The sequence below is a fragment of the Klebsiella sp. SWET4 genome, from assembly GCF_024296565.1.
Classification (GTDB): domain Bacteria; phylum Pseudomonadota; class Gammaproteobacteria; order Enterobacterales; family Enterobacteriaceae; genus Klebsiella; species Klebsiella variicola.
This window is the reverse complement of record NZ_JANCOB010000010.1, coordinates 100,515-117,422: the sequence shown is the minus strand read 5'-3', so window position 1 is coordinate 117,422 and position 16,908 is coordinate 100,515. Positions and strand designations below refer to the sequence as shown.

At 60.7% G+C, this 16,908-nt stretch carries 11 protein-coding genes; 5 read left to right on the top strand and 6 right to left on the bottom strand.

Annotated elements, in window-relative coordinates; translation table 11 throughout:
• Positions 1–25: 25 nt before the first annotated feature.
• On the bottom strand, positions 26–1,039 hold the full coding sequence (locus NKJ21_RS20985) for a Gfo/Idh/MocA family protein (protein ID WP_004152192.1): 1,014 nt from the start codon (positions 1,037–1,039) through the stop codon (positions 26–28).
• 46 nt (positions 1,040–1,085) lie between these two features.
• Positions 1,086–3,026 carry a 3D-(3,5/4)-trihydroxycyclohexane-1,2-dione acylhydrolase (decyclizing) gene (gene iolD, locus NKJ21_RS20980; protein WP_004152191.1) on the bottom strand — a complete coding sequence of 647 codons (1,941 nt, stop codon included), beginning with the start codon at positions 3,024–3,026 and terminating at the stop codon, positions 1,086–1,088.
• A 505-nt stretch (positions 3,027–3,531) separates the two neighbouring features.
• Here iolD and iolC point away from each other — a divergent pair.
• Positions 3,532–5,445, top strand: a complete 1,914-nt coding sequence (gene iolC, locus NKJ21_RS20975) for a 5-dehydro-2-deoxygluconokinase (protein WP_239270681.1) — start codon at positions 3,532–3,534, stop codon at positions 5,443–5,445.
• 151 nt (positions 5,446–5,596) lie between these two features.
• Positions 5,597–6,454, top strand: a complete 858-nt coding sequence (locus NKJ21_RS20970) for a MurR/RpiR family transcriptional regulator (RefSeq protein WP_004152190.1) — start codon at positions 5,597–5,599, stop codon at positions 6,452–6,454.
• A 1,108-nt stretch (positions 6,455–7,562) separates the two neighbouring features.
• On the opposite strand, the gene iolB is transcribed toward NKJ21_RS20970, so the two are convergent.
• Together iolB and NKJ21_RS20960 are read right to left on the bottom strand one after the other, a co-directional pair.
• Complete coding sequence (iolB, locus tag NKJ21_RS20965; protein WP_004186731.1) at positions 7,563–8,372, bottom strand: 5-deoxy-glucuronate isomerase; 810 nt, start codon at positions 8,370–8,372, stop codon at positions 7,563–7,565.
• 18 nt (positions 8,373–8,390) lie between these two features.
• Complete coding sequence (locus NKJ21_RS20960) at positions 8,391–9,896, bottom strand: CoA-acylating methylmalonate-semialdehyde dehydrogenase (protein WP_004146794.1); 1,506 nt, start codon at positions 9,894–9,896, stop codon at positions 8,391–8,393.
• 351 nt (positions 9,897–10,247) lie between these two features.
• Between NKJ21_RS20960 and NKJ21_RS20955 the strand changes: the two genes are divergently transcribed.
• Entirely contained in the window at positions 10,248–11,069 is an 822-nt protein-coding gene (locus NKJ21_RS20955) for a TIM barrel protein (RefSeq protein ID WP_046881707.1), read from the top strand.
• 98 nt (positions 11,070–11,167) lie between these two features.
• The gene (locus NKJ21_RS20950; RefSeq protein WP_008807119.1) at positions 11,168–12,670 is read left to right on the top strand and encodes a helicase HerA-like C-terminal domain-containing protein; all 1,503 of its coding nucleotides are present in this window, start codon (positions 11,168–11,170) and stop codon (positions 12,668–12,670) included.
• A gap of 52 nt (positions 12,671–12,722) precedes the next feature.
• Here the strand turns inward: NKJ21_RS20950 and lptG are convergent, their stop codons facing one another.
• Together lptG and lptF are read right to left on the bottom strand one after the other, a co-directional pair.
• Positions 12,723–13,805 carry an LPS export ABC transporter permease LptG gene (lptG, locus tag NKJ21_RS20945; RefSeq protein ID WP_008807120.1) on the bottom strand — a complete coding sequence of 361 codons (1,083 nt, stop codon included), beginning with the start codon at positions 13,803–13,805 and terminating at the stop codon, positions 12,723–12,725.
• Complete coding sequence (gene lptF, locus NKJ21_RS20940; RefSeq protein ID WP_012969078.1) at positions 13,805–14,902, bottom strand: LPS export ABC transporter permease LptF; 1,098 nt, start codon at positions 14,900–14,902, stop codon at positions 13,805–13,807. Before lptF ends, lptG begins: the two co-directional genes overlap by 1 nt.
• 389 nt (positions 14,903–15,291) lie before the next feature.
• Between lptF and pepA the strand changes: the two genes are divergently transcribed.
• Positions 15,292–16,803, top strand: a complete 1,512-nt coding sequence (gene pepA / locus NKJ21_RS20935; protein WP_008807121.1) for a leucyl aminopeptidase — start codon at positions 15,292–15,294, stop codon at positions 16,801–16,803.
• Positions 16,804–16,908: the final 105 nt, after the last annotated feature.

Genomic DNA, 16,908 nt, shown 5'->3' with positions numbered 1-16,908 from the left:
AAGAAGTTCCGTCAGCAAAACGCGCTTAACGTTTGTAGAATGCCGGGCACTCAGGCAGCGTCACCTCAACCGGCTCGCTGGTTCCCTGCGCTTTAATGCAGGCGTCCGCCGCCACCGACGCCGCGTAGCCGTCCCAGGCCGACGGGCCGTGCAGCTGGCCGGCTTTGACGTCGTTGATAAAGGCCTGCAGCTCGACGTCGTAGGCTTTGATAAAGCGGTCTTTCCAGTCGGTCAGAATGGCGGTCGACAGGCTGGCGGACTTGCGCATCTGGACGGCAGACGGCTCCGGCAGACGGGCAATCCCGGTTTCGCCGACCACTTCGCACTGGATGTCATACCCGTACTGGCAGTTCACGAACACTTCGACGTCGATCAGGGTGCCTTTTTTGGTTTCAAAGGAGACGATCTGCGGATCTTTCAGGCGCGCATGGGTGTGCGAGGTGGAGCGCGGGAAGCGCACCTGCACGGAACGGTAGTCATCGTTCAGCAGCCAGCGCAGCACGTCCAGCTCGTGGATCAGGGTGTTGGTGATCGCCATATCGGTGGTGTAGTTCTCGCCGACCGACTGGTTGCGGTGGGCGCAGCGCAGCATCAGCGGCGCGCCGATATCGCCATCGTCGATCACTTTTTTCAGCGCCAGATAGCCTTCGTCGTACGGGCGCATAAAGCCAACCTGCACCAGACGACGGCCGGCCTTCATTTCGGCATCGACGATGCGACGGCAGCCTTCCGCAGACATCGCCAGCGGTTTTTCGCAGAACACCGGCTTACCAGCGGCGATGGCGGCCAGGGTGTACTCTTCGTGGGTCGGGTCCCAGGAGGTGACCAGGATGGCATCGACATCGCTGGCGTTAATCACGTCGTGGCCGTCGGCGTAGACTTCCGCCTGCACGCCCGGCAGCGCGACCGCCGCACGGGCGTTGTCGGCATTGATATCAGACACCGCCACAACGGTGGCGCCCTGCAGAACCTGGGTGCAGCGACGGATGTGTTCTTTACCGATAGCGCCAGCGCCGATGACACCTAATTTGAGCGACATAATGGTTTTCTCCGTAAGTCTGTAGGATTCAGGGTAGAGGTTCGTTTTAGTAATCACGCGCCTGGGCGCGCTTTTCATTAATCATTTGCGCCACCTTGCGGATCCGCTCTGAGAGCGCCGTCTGGGCGACTCCGACGTTCCACCAGCTGCCGTATTTGTGCACCATGGTCTTCGGCAGCACTTTAATATCAATCAGGGTGCTGACCGTTTCGCGACGGGCGGCGTCCAGCGCGTGGCGCAGTTCGTCCAGGGTGGTGACGCGCCAGGTTTTGCAGCCGTAGCCGGCGGCGATGGTGGCGAAGTCCACCGGCACCAGGCCGCCCTGCAGCTGGCCGGTTTCCGGCTGGCGGTAGCGGAACTCGGTGCCGAAGCTGTCCATCCCATGTTCCATCTGCAGGTTGTTGATGCAGCCGTTGGCCATGTTGTCGAACAGCACGACGTTGATCTTCGCCCGCTCCTGCAGGGAGGTGACCAGCTCAGAGTGCAGCATCATGAAGGAGCCATCGCCGACCAGGGAGTAGACTTCGCTCTGCGGCTGCGCCAGCTTCACGCCCAGCGCCGCGTTGACTTCGTATCCCATGCAGGAGTAGCCGTACTCCACGTGGTAGGTGTTTTCCGCGCGGTTGCGCCAGACGCGCTGCAGATCGCCTGGCAGGCTGCCCGCCGCCGCGACGATCACCGCCTCGGCCGGCAGCGTTTCATTCAGTACCCCAAGGACGCTGCTCTGGGTCAGGGTGGAGTCGGTGATCTGGCGGAACTCGCGATACACCGATTCACGATCGAGGTGATCGTCGATCTCCGGCACAAAGGATTTTTCCTGCCACACCGCCTGGTAGACGCGCTGGGTCTCTTTTAACTGACGGCTCTGCACGCTCTCGATCTGCGCGCCCCAGCCGGCCTGCCAGCCGCTGTCCGCCAGCGCCGCGTCGAGGGCGGTCATCGCTTCCCGGGCGTCCGCCAGCATGGCAATGCCGTCCAGCTTCCAGGCGTCGAAGTTGCTGACGTTAATATTCAGGAAACGCACCTCCGGGTGCTGGAAGATCCATTTCGAGGCGGTGGTAAAATCGCTGAAACGGGTGCCGACGCCGATCACCAGGTCGGCCTCTTTCGCCAGCAGGTTCGCCGCCAGGCAGCCCGTCTCGCCGACGCCACCGACGTTCAGGGGGTGAGACGAGACCACCGTCCCCTTCCCGGCCTGGGTTTCGGCGAAGGGCACCCCGTAGCGCTCGGCGAAACGGGACAGCGCTTCGCCCGCGCCGGAGTATTTCACCCCACCGCCGCAGACGATCAGCGGTTTACGGCTGGCTTTGATGGCCGCGACGGCGTCCGCCAGCTGCGCGGCGCTGGCCGGGCGGCGGTCGAGACGGTGCACGCGGCGCGCAAAGAAGGATTCCGGGTAGTCCCAGGCTTCGCCCTGCACATCCTGCGGCAGGCACAGCGTCACCGCGCCGGTTTCCGCCGGGTCGGTCAGGACGCGCATGGCGTTGATGCAGGCGCTCATCAGCTGTTCCGGGCGGGTAATGCGGTCCCAGTATTTGCTGACTGCGCGGAAAGCGTCATTGGTGCTGATGCTGAGATCGTAGCTCTGTTCAATTTGCTGGAGCACCGGATCCGGCTGGCGGGTGGCGAAGACATCGCCCGGCAGCAGCAGCAGCGGAATGCGGTTGGCGCTGGCGGTGCCGGCGGCGGTGATCATGTTGGCCGCCCCTGGACCGATGGAGGAGGTGCAGGCGATAATCTGCCGGCGCAGGGCCTGGCGGGCAAAACCGGTGGCCGCGTGGGCCATCCCCTGCTCGTTACGCCCCTGATAGACGCGCATATCGCCGCTGTCCTGCTCCAGCGCCTGCCCCAGCCCCAGGACGTTGCCATGGCCGAAAATCGCGAAAATGCCTTTCACGAATTTCAGCTCTACGCCATCCACTTCCAGGTACTGGTTATCGAGGAACTTCACCAGCGCCTGCGCCGTTGTCAGTCTCAGTTTGCCCATGATGCACAATCCTTATTGTTCAGTATTTGTGTGTGGCGTCGCGCCGATGCCGCCGGGGCCGTCGTTCACGTCACTGGAATACCTGTGGATTATAGGCAAACATTTTTTTCATTAAATACAAATACAGAAGAAATATTTCATTTTGCGAGAGGGATCAAACTCTCTACCCATTTCATACGTTTCACTTACATTCCAGACACGTTTTGGGACCCTTTTTTGCCGCGCCACACGACAATATCCCCTTAAAAATCATAGGTAAATGGATGCCATTTGGCGTTTCATTTTCCCCCGGGTCGACAGAGGGGCCGATCCACGCTCGCGCGAGGCTCAGTGCGGCAGAGTGGTAGATCCCTCACACTTTTGGTTTTTTAATTTCGAACGAGTTTGCAAATGAAATATTTATTTCTCAAACTAAGGGTAACCAATAACCCTCAGGCTGTTCACGGAGTCGACGTCGGGATCCCGACCCTTCCAGGCAGCAGACACCAAAAAGGAAATCCTAGCTATGAATGCAGCAGTAAAGCGGCTCGACGTCATCTGTATAGGTCGGGTGGCCGTCGACCTCTATGCCCAGCAGATCGGTTCGCGGCTAGAAGACGTTGCCAGTTTCGCGAAATATCTGGGCGGCTCCTCCGGCAACGTGGCCTTTGGCACCGCGATTCAGGGGCTGAAATCGGCCATGCTGGCGCGCGTTGGCGATGAACACAACGGCCGTTTCCTGCGTGAAACGCTCAACCGCGCCGGGGTGGATACCGAGTATCTGATTACCGACAAATCCCGCCTGACCGCGCTGGTGATGCTGGGGATTAAGGATCAGGAGACCTTCCCTCTGATTTTCTACCGTGATAACTGCGCCGATATGGCCTTAACGCCTGACGACATCAGCGAGGAGTATATTGCCTCCTCCCAGGCGCTGGCGGTGACTGGCACCCACCTGTCGCACGCCAACACCCGCGCCGCGGTGCTGAAGGCGCTGGAATACGCTCGTCGTCACGGCCTGCGTACCGCGCTGGATATCGATTACCGTCCGGTGCTGTGGGGGCTCACCTCGCTCGGCGATGGCGAAACCCGTTTCATTGAGTCCGGGCCGGTCACCAGCCAGCTGCAGGAAGTGCTGCATCTGTTCGATTTGGTGGTGGGAACCGAAGAAGAGTTTCATATTGCCGGGGGCAGCACCGATACCCTGACCGCGCTGAAAAATGTGCGCAATGCCACCAAAGCCACCCTCGTGTGTAAGCGCGGGCCGATGGGCTGCGTAGTGCTGGAAGGCGACATCCCGGACAGCTGGGACCAGGTGCCGCTGCAGCAGGGCGTGCGCGTGGAGGTTCTCAACGTGCTGGGCGCCGGGGATGCCTTTATGTCGGGCCTGCTGCGCGGCTGGCTCAACGACGAAGGCTGGGAGCAGGCTTGCCGTTACGCCAACGCCTGCGGCGCGCTGGTGGTTTCCCGCCACGGCTGCGCGCCGGCGATGCCGACCAAAGTCGAACTCGATGACTACCTGCTGCGCGCCGAATCGGTGCCGCGCCCGGACGTCGACGAGCGCCTCAACCACCTGCACCGGGTCACCAGCCGCCGTCAGCAGTGGCCGGAGCTGTGCATTTTCGCCTTCGACCATCGCAAACAGCTGGCCGACCTGGCACGGGAGACCGGGCGCGATGAAGCCTGCATTCCGCAGCTCAAGCTGTTGTTGTTAGCCGCGGCCGAAGCGGCGGCGCAGGAGGCGGGTCTCGATCAGCGCAGCGGCATTCTGGCCGACGGCACCTATGGCCAGCGTGCGCTGAACGCCATTACCGGCAAGGGCTGGTGGATCGGGCGCCCCATCGAGCTGCCCAGCTCGCGACCGCTGCGTCTGGAGCATGGCAACATCGGCTCGCAGCTGATCGACTGGCCGCTGGAGCATGTCGTCAAATGCCTGGTCTTCTATCATCCTGCCGACCCGGCGGCGCTGCGTGAAGAGCAGGACGCCCTGCTGCTCGAGGTGTGGCAGGCCTGTAACAAGTCAGGCCATGAGCTGCTGCTGGAGGTGATCCTGCCGGAAAATGGCCCGGACAAAGACGAGCGCCATTACCACACCATGCTGGAACACTTCTATCAGCTGGGGATCAAGCCGGACTGGTGGAAGCTGCCGCCGCTCTCCAGCGCCAGCTGGCAGCAGATCACCGCCCTTATCGAGCGCGAAGATCCGTGGAGCCGCGGGATCCTGATCCTCGGCCTCGACGCGCCTTCCGACAAACTGCGCGCCGGTTTCGCCGAGGCGGCCGCACACCCGATAATCAAAGGTTTCGCCGTTGGGCGCACCATCTTTGGCCTGCCGTCGCGGCGCTGGATGCAGGGTGAGCTCAGCGATGAGGCCCTGATAGAGGAAGTGAAACGCAACTACCTGACGCTTATTGGCTACTGGCGCGAAGCCCGCCGCTGATCCCCCGACGCCCGTCTCCGTCACCTTGCGGAGCGGGCGTTTTTCTGTTTCTTCGTGAAATGAATCGCGTATTTCGTCGCAATAAATGAAAAATTCGCTTCATTTGGTACACTGGAAGCCATATTCCTTCCATTTTCTCAGAGCGCACTCTATGGCCAATAACCCAACACAGCTGACCATCCTGCAGGATGAAATCAGGCGTCGCTACGATACGTTAAGCAAACGCCTGAAACAGGTCGCCCGCTATATCCTTGATAACAGCAATAGCGTGGCTTTCGATACCGTGGCCTCCATTGCGCAACAGGCGGATGTTCCCCCTTCCACGTTGATTCGTTTTGCCAACGCCTTCGGCTTTAGCGGCTTTAACGAAATGAAACAGATGTTCAAGCAACATTTGATGGAAGAGACCGCCAACTATACCGAGCGCGCCCGTCTGTTCCGCCAGACCACCAGCGATGAGTCCAGCCCGCCGGAAACGCCGACGGAAATCCTCAATATGTTCACGATGGTGAACAACCAGGCCCTGCAGCAGCTGGCGATGCAGACCTCCAGCGATGATCTGGAGCGCGCGGTGGCCCTGCTGGGCGAAGCGGAAAATATCTATGTCATTGGCCTGCGCCGGTCGTTCAGCGTCGCCTCCTATCTGACCTATGCGCTGCGCCACCTCGATCGCAAAGCCTTTCTGATCGACGGCCTAGGCGGCATGTTCACCGAGCAGCTGAGTCTGGTCGGCCCGAAAGACGTGGTGGTGGCGGTGAGCTTCTCGCCGTACGCCCGGGAAGTGGTCGAGCTGGTGGAGCTGGGCGCGCAGCGCAAAGCGCGGCAGATCGCGATCACCGACAGTCAGGTCAGCCCGCTGGCGGCCTTCAGCGATGTCTGCTTTGTGGTGCGTGAAGCGCAGGTGGATGGCTTCCGCTCGCAGGTTGCTTCCCTGTGTCTGGCCCAGACGCTGGCGGTTTCGCTGGCGCTGAACAGCAGCCAGGAGTCCGAGGCCAAGCAGAAGGCGTGAGATAGGTTGCCTGGCGTTTGTTACTCGGCGGCGCAGTATAGGCTTACGGAAGGATGCCGTAGGCCGGATAAGGCATTTATGCCGCCATCCGGCACAAAGGCGGGTATGGAGCCCGAAGTGCCCTGCCCGGCGGCGCTGTTGCTTGCCAGGCCTGGAGTATAGGGGCTTACGCGAGATCTCGTAGGCCGGATAAGGCATTTATGCCGCCATCCGGCACAGCCACGGGTACGGTGCCTGACTGCCCGGCGGCGCTGCGCTTGCCGGGCCTAAGGTATATGCGCCTGCGGGGTGTCAGAGATAATGTTATTGGTATGCAACTTTATTAATCCGGGAAAAGCGTTTGTCGCATGTGATTTCAGCGCACATTGCGCTCCCGGTTAATCGTCTACGTTATGCCTGGCATGGCTCAGGGAGCGCACAGGGGGCGGCCAGTCGCCGCCGCCCCCTGTCCCTCCGGGCTCCGGCCAGCAAAATCGCCACTGCGTGGTATCTTCGACTTATCCCTGCAGGCTTCGGGTCGGGCCGAGGCAGCGTCCCTGCAAAACACGGCCCTCAGCCCGCATCCATGCGGGCTGCCCCGGCCTTCCGGGAACGTCTCAGCGATTTTGAGGCCGTCAGCACCGGCAGTTTCAGTCGCACAAGTGGGTCAATCAACGGCAGGTCGCACGACCCCCTGGACGGGCAAGGCGTGAGCCGCCGCCCGGCATAAAAGCGGCTCCGTGCCCGCGGTCATCGCCCGGCGGCGCTGCGCTTGCCGGGCCTACGATATATGAGCTCACGTGAGGATACCGTAGGCCGGATAAGGTATTTATGCCGCCATCCGGCACAAAGGCGGGTATGGCGCCGGAGGTTCCTGCCCGACGGCGCTGCGCTTGCCGGGCCTGGGGTATAGGGGCTTACAGGAGGATCCCGTAGGCCGGATAAGCGTAGCGCTATCCGGCACAAGACGGGTATGGCGCCCGAAGTGTCCTCCCCGGCGGCGCTGCGCTTGCCGGGTCGGGGAGTGGGATTCCGCGGAGCGTTTCGCTAAAAAACACCTGCCGCCCTCAAACAAGAAGGCCGGTTAGCATCGCTAACCGGCCTTTTGTATCCGCTTCTGCACCGCGCGTCAGTCGTGGCGCGGGTACTCCGGCGTGTTGATCCAGGCGTGGTCATCTTCCCAGGTGAACAACCATTTCCGATCCGGCCCGGCCATCACGTTCAGATAGTAGCTGTCGTAACCGGCAATCGCCGCCACCGGGTGGTAACCACGCGGCACCATCACCACATCGTGGTTGTAGGGCGCCATACAGGCGTCCAGGCTACGGTCGTCGGTGTAGACCCGCTGGAAGGCAAAGCCCTGCGGCGGATCGAAGCGGTGGTAGTAGGTCTCTTCCAGCTGCGTCTCTTTGCCCGGCTGGGCGGTATCATGCTTATGCGATGGCCACGAACTGGTGGCCCCCTCGTCGGTGTACACTTCCACCACCAGCAGGCAGTCCGCCTCGGCGCTGTCCGGCAGAATATTATGCACCCGGCGCTGGTTGCGCCCTTTCCCGCGATGCTCTACGCCGACGTCTTCCGGCCGAATGAGGCGTGCCGGGAAGCGGCCTTTGCCCGGCGCGCTGCATACCGCCAGCTCCAGATCGGAATCGGCGGTTACCTCGACTTTATCCTGCGGCGGGACGTAGACCGACCACGGCGGGGTGCGTTCAAACGGCGACATCCGTTTACCGAGATTCGGGAAATCGGCATGCTGCGTTTTCACCGATGCCAGCCCGGCGACCAGCACCAGGCACAGCTCGCGATCGCCGCTCTCCAGCGTCACAGTCTGCCCTTTTTTCAACATCCAGACATCAAAGCCGATATAGCGCCAACCGGCGCTTTGCGGCGTAATATGCTGGATCTGTCCCTCTTTTCGCGATTTAGCCAGTAACGACATGGCGCTCTCCTTCGCCGATTAACCTAATGTCGGCATGCTGAATTCAGATACGGTCTGCTGCCCTGCCGGCCAGCGTACGGTGGCGGTCTTCATGCGCGTGTAGAAGCGCACGCCGTCCGGCCCGTGGACGTTCAACGCGCCAAACACCGAGCGCTTCCAGCCGCCGAAGCTGTGGAACGCCATCGGCACCGGGACCGGCACGTTCACCCCAACCATCCCCGCCTGCACGTCGTGGACGAATTCACGCGCGGTGTGGCCGTTGCTGGTGAAAACGGCGCTGCCGTTGCCAAACTCGTGGCTGTTGACCAGCTCAAGGGCGCTGTCATAGTCCGCCGCGCGCACAATCCCCAGCACTGGGCCAAAGATCTCTTCGCGCCAGATGGTCATCTCCGGGGTGACGTGATCGAACAGGGTGCCGCCGACATAATAGCCCGCGTCGTAACCCGGCACGCGCAGTTTGCGGCCATCGACCACCAGTTTTGCCCCTTCGCTTTCGCCTTTATCAATATAGCCGAGCACTTTTTTCTGGTGGGTATCAGACACCACCGGTCCCATCTCGTTCTCTTCCTGGCCGCGCATGCAGCCCGGGCCTACTTTCAGCGCTTCCACCAGCGGCTTCAGGCGGGCGATCAGTTTGTCGGCGGTTTCATCTCCCACCGCCACCACCACCGGCAGCGCCATGCAGCGCTCGCCTGCGGAGCCAAAAGCGCCGCCCATAATGGCGTTAACGGTGGCGTCGAGATCGGCATCCGGCATCACAATCGCGTGGTTCTTGGCGGCGCCGAAGGCCTGTACGCGCTTGCCGTGGGCGCTGGCGGTCTTGTAGATATACTCCGCCACGCCGGAGGAGCCGACGAAGCTCACCGCCGCAATACGCGGGTCAGTGTACAGCTGCTCAGCATCTTCATTGCTGCAGTGCACGACGTTAAACACGCCGTCCGGCAGACCGGCCTCTTTCAGCAGCTCTGCCAGACGCACGGCGGCCGTCGGCGCCAGCGCCGGCGGCTTGAGGACGAAACTGTTGCCGCAGGCCAGCGCCAGCGGGAACATCCACATCGGCACCATCGCCGGGAAGTTGAACGGGGTGATCCCGGCCACTACGCCCAGGGGCTGCATCAGCGAATAGCTGTCGACGCCGGTGCCGACGTCAGAGGAGTATTCGCCTTTAATCAGGTGCGGGATCCCGCAGGCGAATTCGACCACTTCCATGCCGCGGGTCAGCTCGCCCAGCGCATCCGACCACACTTTGCCGTGCTCGCTGACGATGATCCCCGCCAGCTCTTCCACGTGCTGCTCCAGCAACATTTTGAAGTTGAACAGCACGCGGGCGCGGCGCAGCGGCGTGGTACGGGACCAGCTGTCAAACGCATCGCGAGCAACCTGAATCGCCTCGGAGACTTCCTGCGCGGTTGACACCGTGACTTCGCGCACCGCTTTGCCCGTCGCCGGGTCGTATACCGGCATCGTTTCGTTGCTGCTGCTAATAACGGTTTTCCCGCCAATAAAGTTTCCTGTGATCGTCATGTTCTCGCCTCATAGTGAAGGGGGCCAGCGCACACCGGCCCGTCGCTGATTCTGCTGTGCTATAACCGTAGTAAAATGAAATTTATATTTCAACATTGTCGTGAAATGAAATTTCATTTTGGTGATAACAGTCGCATTTTGCGCCGACGGATTGCCTGTGTGCTTCCCGCATCCCGCCTCGTCGCCTCAAGACGCCCGGCTTCCTGCTGCTGTCGCTCCCGCAGTCGGGGCCGGTGATATTTTGCGAGACAGCTCAAACATTCATCATTTCCATTCTTGCTAATTTTGGAATAAACGTTTTGACTGTTAGCCAATTGAACGAACCTACCCCTCTTCCGTCAGGAGTGTCCTATGGCCATCGCAATGCAACGTTTTTGTATTAACCGCAAAATCGCGCCAGCGCTCAGCATTGAAGCGTTTTTCCGTCTGGTGAACCGTCTGGGCCTGAATAAGGTCGAGCTGCGCAACGATTTACCCAGCGGAAAAGTGACCGACGATCTGAGCCATCAGCAGGTGCGCGAGCTGGCGGCGCGCTACCACATCGAGATCCTGACGATTAATGCGGTCTACCCCTTTAACCGTCGTAGCGAAGAGGTGCGGCAGTTGACCGAATCGCTGCTGAAAGAGGCCCAGGCCATCGGCGCCAAATCGCTGGTGCTCTGTCCGCTCAACGACGGCAGCGAGGTGCCGGCCAGCGAAACCCTGAGCGCCCTGCGCGACCTGGCGCCACTGTTCGCCTTCTACGGCATCCACGGCCTGGTGGAGCCGCTGGGCTTCCCGCAAAGCTCGCTGCGTTCGGCACTCCAGGCGCAGACGCTGATCCACGACGCCCGCGTGCCGTTTAAGCTGCTGATCGACACCTTCCATCACCATCTCTACCCCCAGGCGGCGGACGAGTTCAGCCAGGTGGAGGTGGCGGACATCGGTCTGGTGCATCTCTCCGGGGTGGACGATAGCCGTCCGCGCGAGCAGCTCACCGATGCCGAGCGCATCATGCTGACCCCGCAGGATCGTCTCGGCACCTGCGAGCAGGTTAAAGCGCTGGAAGCCCGCGGCTATCAAGGGGTATACGCTTTTGAACCCTTCGCACCTGAGCTGGCGCAGTGGAGCGAAGCGGATATCGAGCGCGAAATTGAGCAGAGCATCGCGCTTATCCAGCGCCACTGCGCCTGAAGCCTGCTCTGGACAGCGTGCGCGGCGCGTGACGATTTTCCCAACGCCGGACGACGAGGTTGCCTATAATCGTCGCAGGATAAATGGAGGAATCGATCATGAGCTCACCCTTGTTGATTGCGCGCACGCTGGATAACGCGCTGTATTTGCTGCCCGCGATGGCCAACCGCCATGGGCTGATCACCGGTGCGACCGGCACCGGTAAAACCGTCACCCTGCAAAAGCTGGCTGAGTCGTTCTCGGAGATTGGCGTCCCGGTATTTATGGCGGACGTCAAGGGCGACCTGACCGGCATTGCCGCCGCGGGGCAGAGCTCAGAGAAACTGCAGGCGCGGCTGGAGAAGATCGGCGTCAGCGACTGGGAGCCGCACGCCAACCCGGTGGTGCTCTGGGATATCTTTGGCGAGAAGGGTCACCCGGTTCGGGCGACGGTCTCCGATCTTGGCCCCCTGCTGCTGGCGCGCCTGCTCAATCTCAACGAGGTGCAGAGCGGCGTGCTGAACATTATTTTTCGCATCGCGGACGACCGCGGCCTGCTGCTGCTCGACTTCAAAGATCTCCGCGCCATCACCCAGTTTATCGGCGACAACGCCAAAGCGTTCCAGAATCAGTACGGCAATATCAGCAGCGCCTCGATCGGCGCCATCCAGCGCGGGCTGTTAACCCTGGAGCAGCAGGGCGCCGAGCACTTCTTCGGCGAGCCGATGCTGGATATTGCCGACTGGATGCGCGTCGATGCCAGTGGTAAAGGGGTGATCAATATCCTCAGCGCCGAAAAACTCTACCAGATGCCGAAGCTCTATGCCGCCAGCCTGCTGTGGATGCTCTCCGAACTCTACGAGCGCCTGCCGGAAGCTGGCGACCTCGAAAAACCGAAGCTGGTGTTCTTCTTCGATGAGGCGCATCTGCTGTTCAACGACGCGCCGCAGGTACTGCTGGATAAAATCGAACAGGTGATCCGCCTCATCCGCTCCAAGGGCGTCGGCGTCTATTTCGTTTCGCAGAACCCGGCGGATATTCCCGACGCCGTGCTCGGTCAGCTGGGCAACCGCGTGCAGCATGCCCTGCGCGCCTTTACGCCGAAGGACCAGAAGGCGGTGAAAACCGCCGCCCAGACCATGCGCGCCAATCCGGCCTTCAGTACCGAGCAGGCGATCCAGGAGCTGGGCACCGGCGAAGCGCTGATCTCCTTCCTCGATGAGAAAGGCAGTCCGTCGGTGGTCGAGCGGGCGATGGTTATCGCCCCCTGCTCGCGAATGGGTCCGGTCAGCGATGACGAGCGCAATGGCCTGCTGAATCACTCGCCGCTGTACGGCAAGTATGAGGAGGAGGTGGACCGCGAGTCGGCCTTTGAGATGCTGCAGCAAGGGGTGCAGGTCGCCACCGGGCAGCAGTCGGCTCCGCCGGCGAAGGGCCAGCAGAGCGGCGATGACGATGGGCTACTCGGCGGCCTGAAAGATATTCTGTTCGGCAGCACCGGCCCGCGCGGCGGCAAACGCGACGGTATCGTGCAGACCGCGGCGAAAAGCGCGGTTCGCCAGGTCACCAATCAGATCGTCCGCGGCATGCTGGGCAGCCTGCTGGGCGGACGCAAGCGCTAAAAAAAAAGCCCCCTCATCGTTGAGGGGGCTTATACGTTCCGGGCTTAACCCGCTAGGCCTTGCGCATCATCAGCCAAAGGCTTATCAGGAAGAAGCTGGCGCTCGGCAACAGCGCGCCGATGATCGGCGGTATGCCATATACCAGGGTCAGCGGGCCGAAAATCTGGTCCAGCACGTAGAAGATAAAGCCGAAGCTAATCCCCGTCACCACCCGCACGCCCATCGGCACGCTACGCAGCGGACCAAAGATAAACGACAGCGCCATCAGCATCATCACCGCCACCGACAGCGGCTGGAAGATTTTGCTCCACATATTGAGCTGGTAGCGTCCCGGATCCTGGCCGCTGGACTTCAGGTATTTCACATAGTTGTGCAGACCACTGATCGACAGCGCATCCGGATCCAGGGCAACCACGCCGAGCTTATCCGGCGTCAGGTTGGTTTTCCAGGTACCGCTCACCATCTGCGACCCGGTCACCTGCTTTGGATCGGTCAGGTTGGATTCATCCACCTGCGACAGGCGCCACACTTTATTTTCACTATCGAACTTTGCCGAGGCGGCATAGCGCACCGACTCTAAACGACGCTCCGGATTGAAGGCATAGATGCTGACGCCCCCCAGCTCATCGTTGCCTTTCACGCGTTCGATATAGACAAAGTTGTGGCCATCTTTCGCCCACAGCCCTTGCTGAGTCGACAGCAGCGAACCGCCGTACATCTGCTGGGCGCGGTAGTTGCGCGCCATTTGCTCGCCCTGGGGCGCCACCCACTCGCCGATCGCCATGGTCAGCAGCACCAGCGGGATCGCAGTTTTCATTACCGCCAGCGCCACCTGCAGCCGGGTGAAACCGGATGCCTGCATCACCACCAGCTCGCTGCGTTGGGCCAGCATCCCCAGCCCCAGCAACGCGCCAAGCAGCGCCGCCATCGGGAAGAAGATCTGGATGTCCTTCGGCACGCTGAGGATGGTGTAGAGACCAGCGCCCAGCGCATCGTAACTACCCTGCCCGGACTTTTTCAGCTGATCGACAAACTTGATAATGCCGGAGAGCGACACCAGCATGAACAGGGTCATCATGATGGTGTTGAAAATCGTCTTACCGATATAACGGTCAAGTACGCCAAACGCCTGCATCAGGCCGCTCCTTTATTAAAACGGGCGCGGAAGCGGCGCATCGGCACCGTGTCCCACAGGTTTAACAGCACCGCCAGCGCAAAATAGAGCAGGTTAATCGCCCACATCCAGATAGCCGGGTCCATTTTGCCTTTGCCGCCGTTCGACTTAATCGACGTTTGCAGCAGGAAGAACACCAGGTAAAGCAGCATCGCCGGCAGCATCGACAGCACGCGCCCCTGACGCGGGTTCACCACGCTGAGCGGCACCACCATCAGCGCCATAATGAAGACGGTCGCCACCAGCGTGAAGCGCCAGTGCAGTTCGGCACGCGCGCGGTCGGTATGGGTCTGCCACAGAGTGCGCATATCCATCTGTTCGGTGTCGTCCGGATCGGAGGTCACTGCCTGGTGGCCGATGATAGCCTGATAGTTATTGAAGTCGGTAATGCGGAAATCGCGCAGCATCGCGGTGCCTTCAAAGCGGGTGCCCTTGTTGAGGGTCACCACCTGCGAGCCGTCTTTCTGCTGCGACAGCTCGCCGGAATCCGCCACCACCACCGAGGGGCGCGCATTGCCTTTCGGACGCAGCTGGGCAAGGAAGACGTCATGGAAGCGGTTGCCGTTGACGCTCTCGATAAACATCACCGCGTTACCATCGCTGGCCTGCTGGAACTGGCCCTGGGCCAGCGCCGCCATGCCGGGGTTGGCTTTGGCTTCGGCCAGCACTTCGTCCTGATGGCGCGACGACCACGGCCCCGCCCACATGACGTTGACCGCCGCCACCGCGCCGGTGAACAGCGCGAGGATCATCGCCGCCTTGATCAGCACGGCTTTGCTCAGACCGCAAGCGTGCATCACCGTAATTTCACTTTCGGTGTACAGCTTGCCCAGGGTCATTAGCAGGCCAAGGAACAAACTTAACGGCAGGATAAGCTGCGCCATCTCCGGGATGCCGAGCCCCAACAGCGAGAGCACCAGATTGGTTGGGATATCGCCATCCACCGCGGCGCCGAGGATCCTGACTAATTTCTGACAAAAGAAAATCAGTAACAGGATGAATAGGATCGCCAACTGGCTTTTCAGCGTCTCACGAACCAGATATCTTATGATTATCACTATAAATACGCCCGTAAAAACCCGTTTTATTGCAGGAAAATTGCTTGTTTCATGGCTTAAACGTCATTTATTCTCTTTGGTCGTTGAAAACATCGCTAAGATTAAATGACTCATCGGTTCTGCATGTCAGGATCTTTTCTGACGAACCCAGGCCTTAATAACGTTAAGATTAACACGAAGTCACCGCAACAGCGGACATGAGTTACGAAAGCTTGCAATTATATACTCAATGGATTTCGAGTTGTAAGAAGGCAGCAGGGCTGTGACCCCTGGCGCGCGCGTTAGGCCCGCATCAGGTAAGCAGGCGCAGCCGGCGCATCTGCAACTTGAAAGGCGACGAGTATAGCCGTAGCCACCACTGTTGTCTTTAAGATTCAGGAGCATAGTGCATGGAGTTCAGTGTAAAAAGCGGTAGCCCGGAGAAGCAACGGAGCGCCTGTATCGTGGTCGGCGTCTTTGAACCACGTCGCCTCTCCCCCATCGCCGAACAACTCGATAAAATCAGCGACGGCTACATCAGCGCCCTGCTGCGTCGCGGCGAGCTGGAAGGCAAACCTGGCCAGACGTTATTGCTGCACCATGTGCCAAACATTCTGTCTGAGCGCATTCTGCTGATTGGCTGCGGCAAAGAGCGCGAGCTGGATGAACGTCAGTATAAGCAGGTCATCCAGAAAACCATCAATACCCTGAATGATACCGGTTCAATGGAAGCCGTCTGCTTCCTGACCGAGCTGCACGTCAAGGGCCGCAACAACTACTGGAAAGTTCGCCAGGCCGTTGAAACCGCCAAAGAGACGCTGTACAGCTTCGATCAGTTGAAGACCAACAAAAGCGAGCCGCGTCGCCCGCTGCGTAAAATGGTCTTTAACGTGCCGACCCGTCGCGAGCTGACCAGCGGCGAACGCGCCATTCAGCATGGTCTGGCGATCGCCGCCGGCATCAAAGCGGCGAAAGATCTTGGCAACATGCCGCCGAACATCTGTAACGCCGCCTATCTGGCTTCCCAGGCGCGTCAGCTGGCCGATACCTACAGCAAGAACGTCATTACCCGCGTGATCGGCGAACAGCAGATGCGCGAGCTGGGGATGAACTCCTATCTCGCCGTCGGCAACGGCTCGCAGAACGAGTCGCTGATGTCGGTCATCGAGTATAAAGGCAACCCGTCTGAGGACGCGCGCCCTATCGTGCTGGTCGGTAAAGGCCTGACCTTCGACTCTGGCGGCATCTCCATCAAGCCTGCCGAAGGCATGGACGAGATGAAGTACGACATGTGCGGCGCCGCGGCGGTGTACGGCGTGATGCGGATGGTTGCCGAGCTGCAGCTGCCGCTGAACGTCATCGGCGTGCTGGCGGGCTGTGAAAACATGCCTGGCGGTCGCGCCTATCGTCCGGGTGACGTCCTGACCACCATGTCCGGCCAGACGGTGGAAGTCCTGAACACCGACGCCGAAGGCCGCCTGGTGTTGTGCGACGTCCTGACCTACGTTGAGCGTTTCGAACCGGAAGCGGTGATCGACGTCGCGACGCTGACCGGCGCCTGCGTGATTGCCCTCGGCCATCACATCACCGGCCTGATGTCGAACCATAACCCGCTGGCTCATGAGCTGATCGGCGCCTCCGAACTGGCGGGCGACCGCGCCTGGCGTCTGCCGCTGGCCGACGAGTTCCAGGATCAGCTGGAGTCCAACTTTGCCGATATGGCGAACATTGGCGGCCGTCCTGGCGGCGCAATCACAGCCGGCTGCTTCCTGTCGCGCTTTACCCGTAAGTACAACTGGGCGCACCTCGACATTGCCGGTACCGCCTGGCGTTCCGGTAAGGCCAAAGGCGCTACCGGTCGTCCGGTGGCGCTGCTGTCGCAGTTCCTGCTCAATCGTGCGGGTTTTAACGGCGAAGAGTGATTGCCGTCTGATGCCCGGTGGCGCTACGCTTACCGGGCCTACGGAAAGATGCCGTTTGTAGGCCGGGTAAGCGTAGCGCCACCCGGCTTTGCATTTAAATCCACG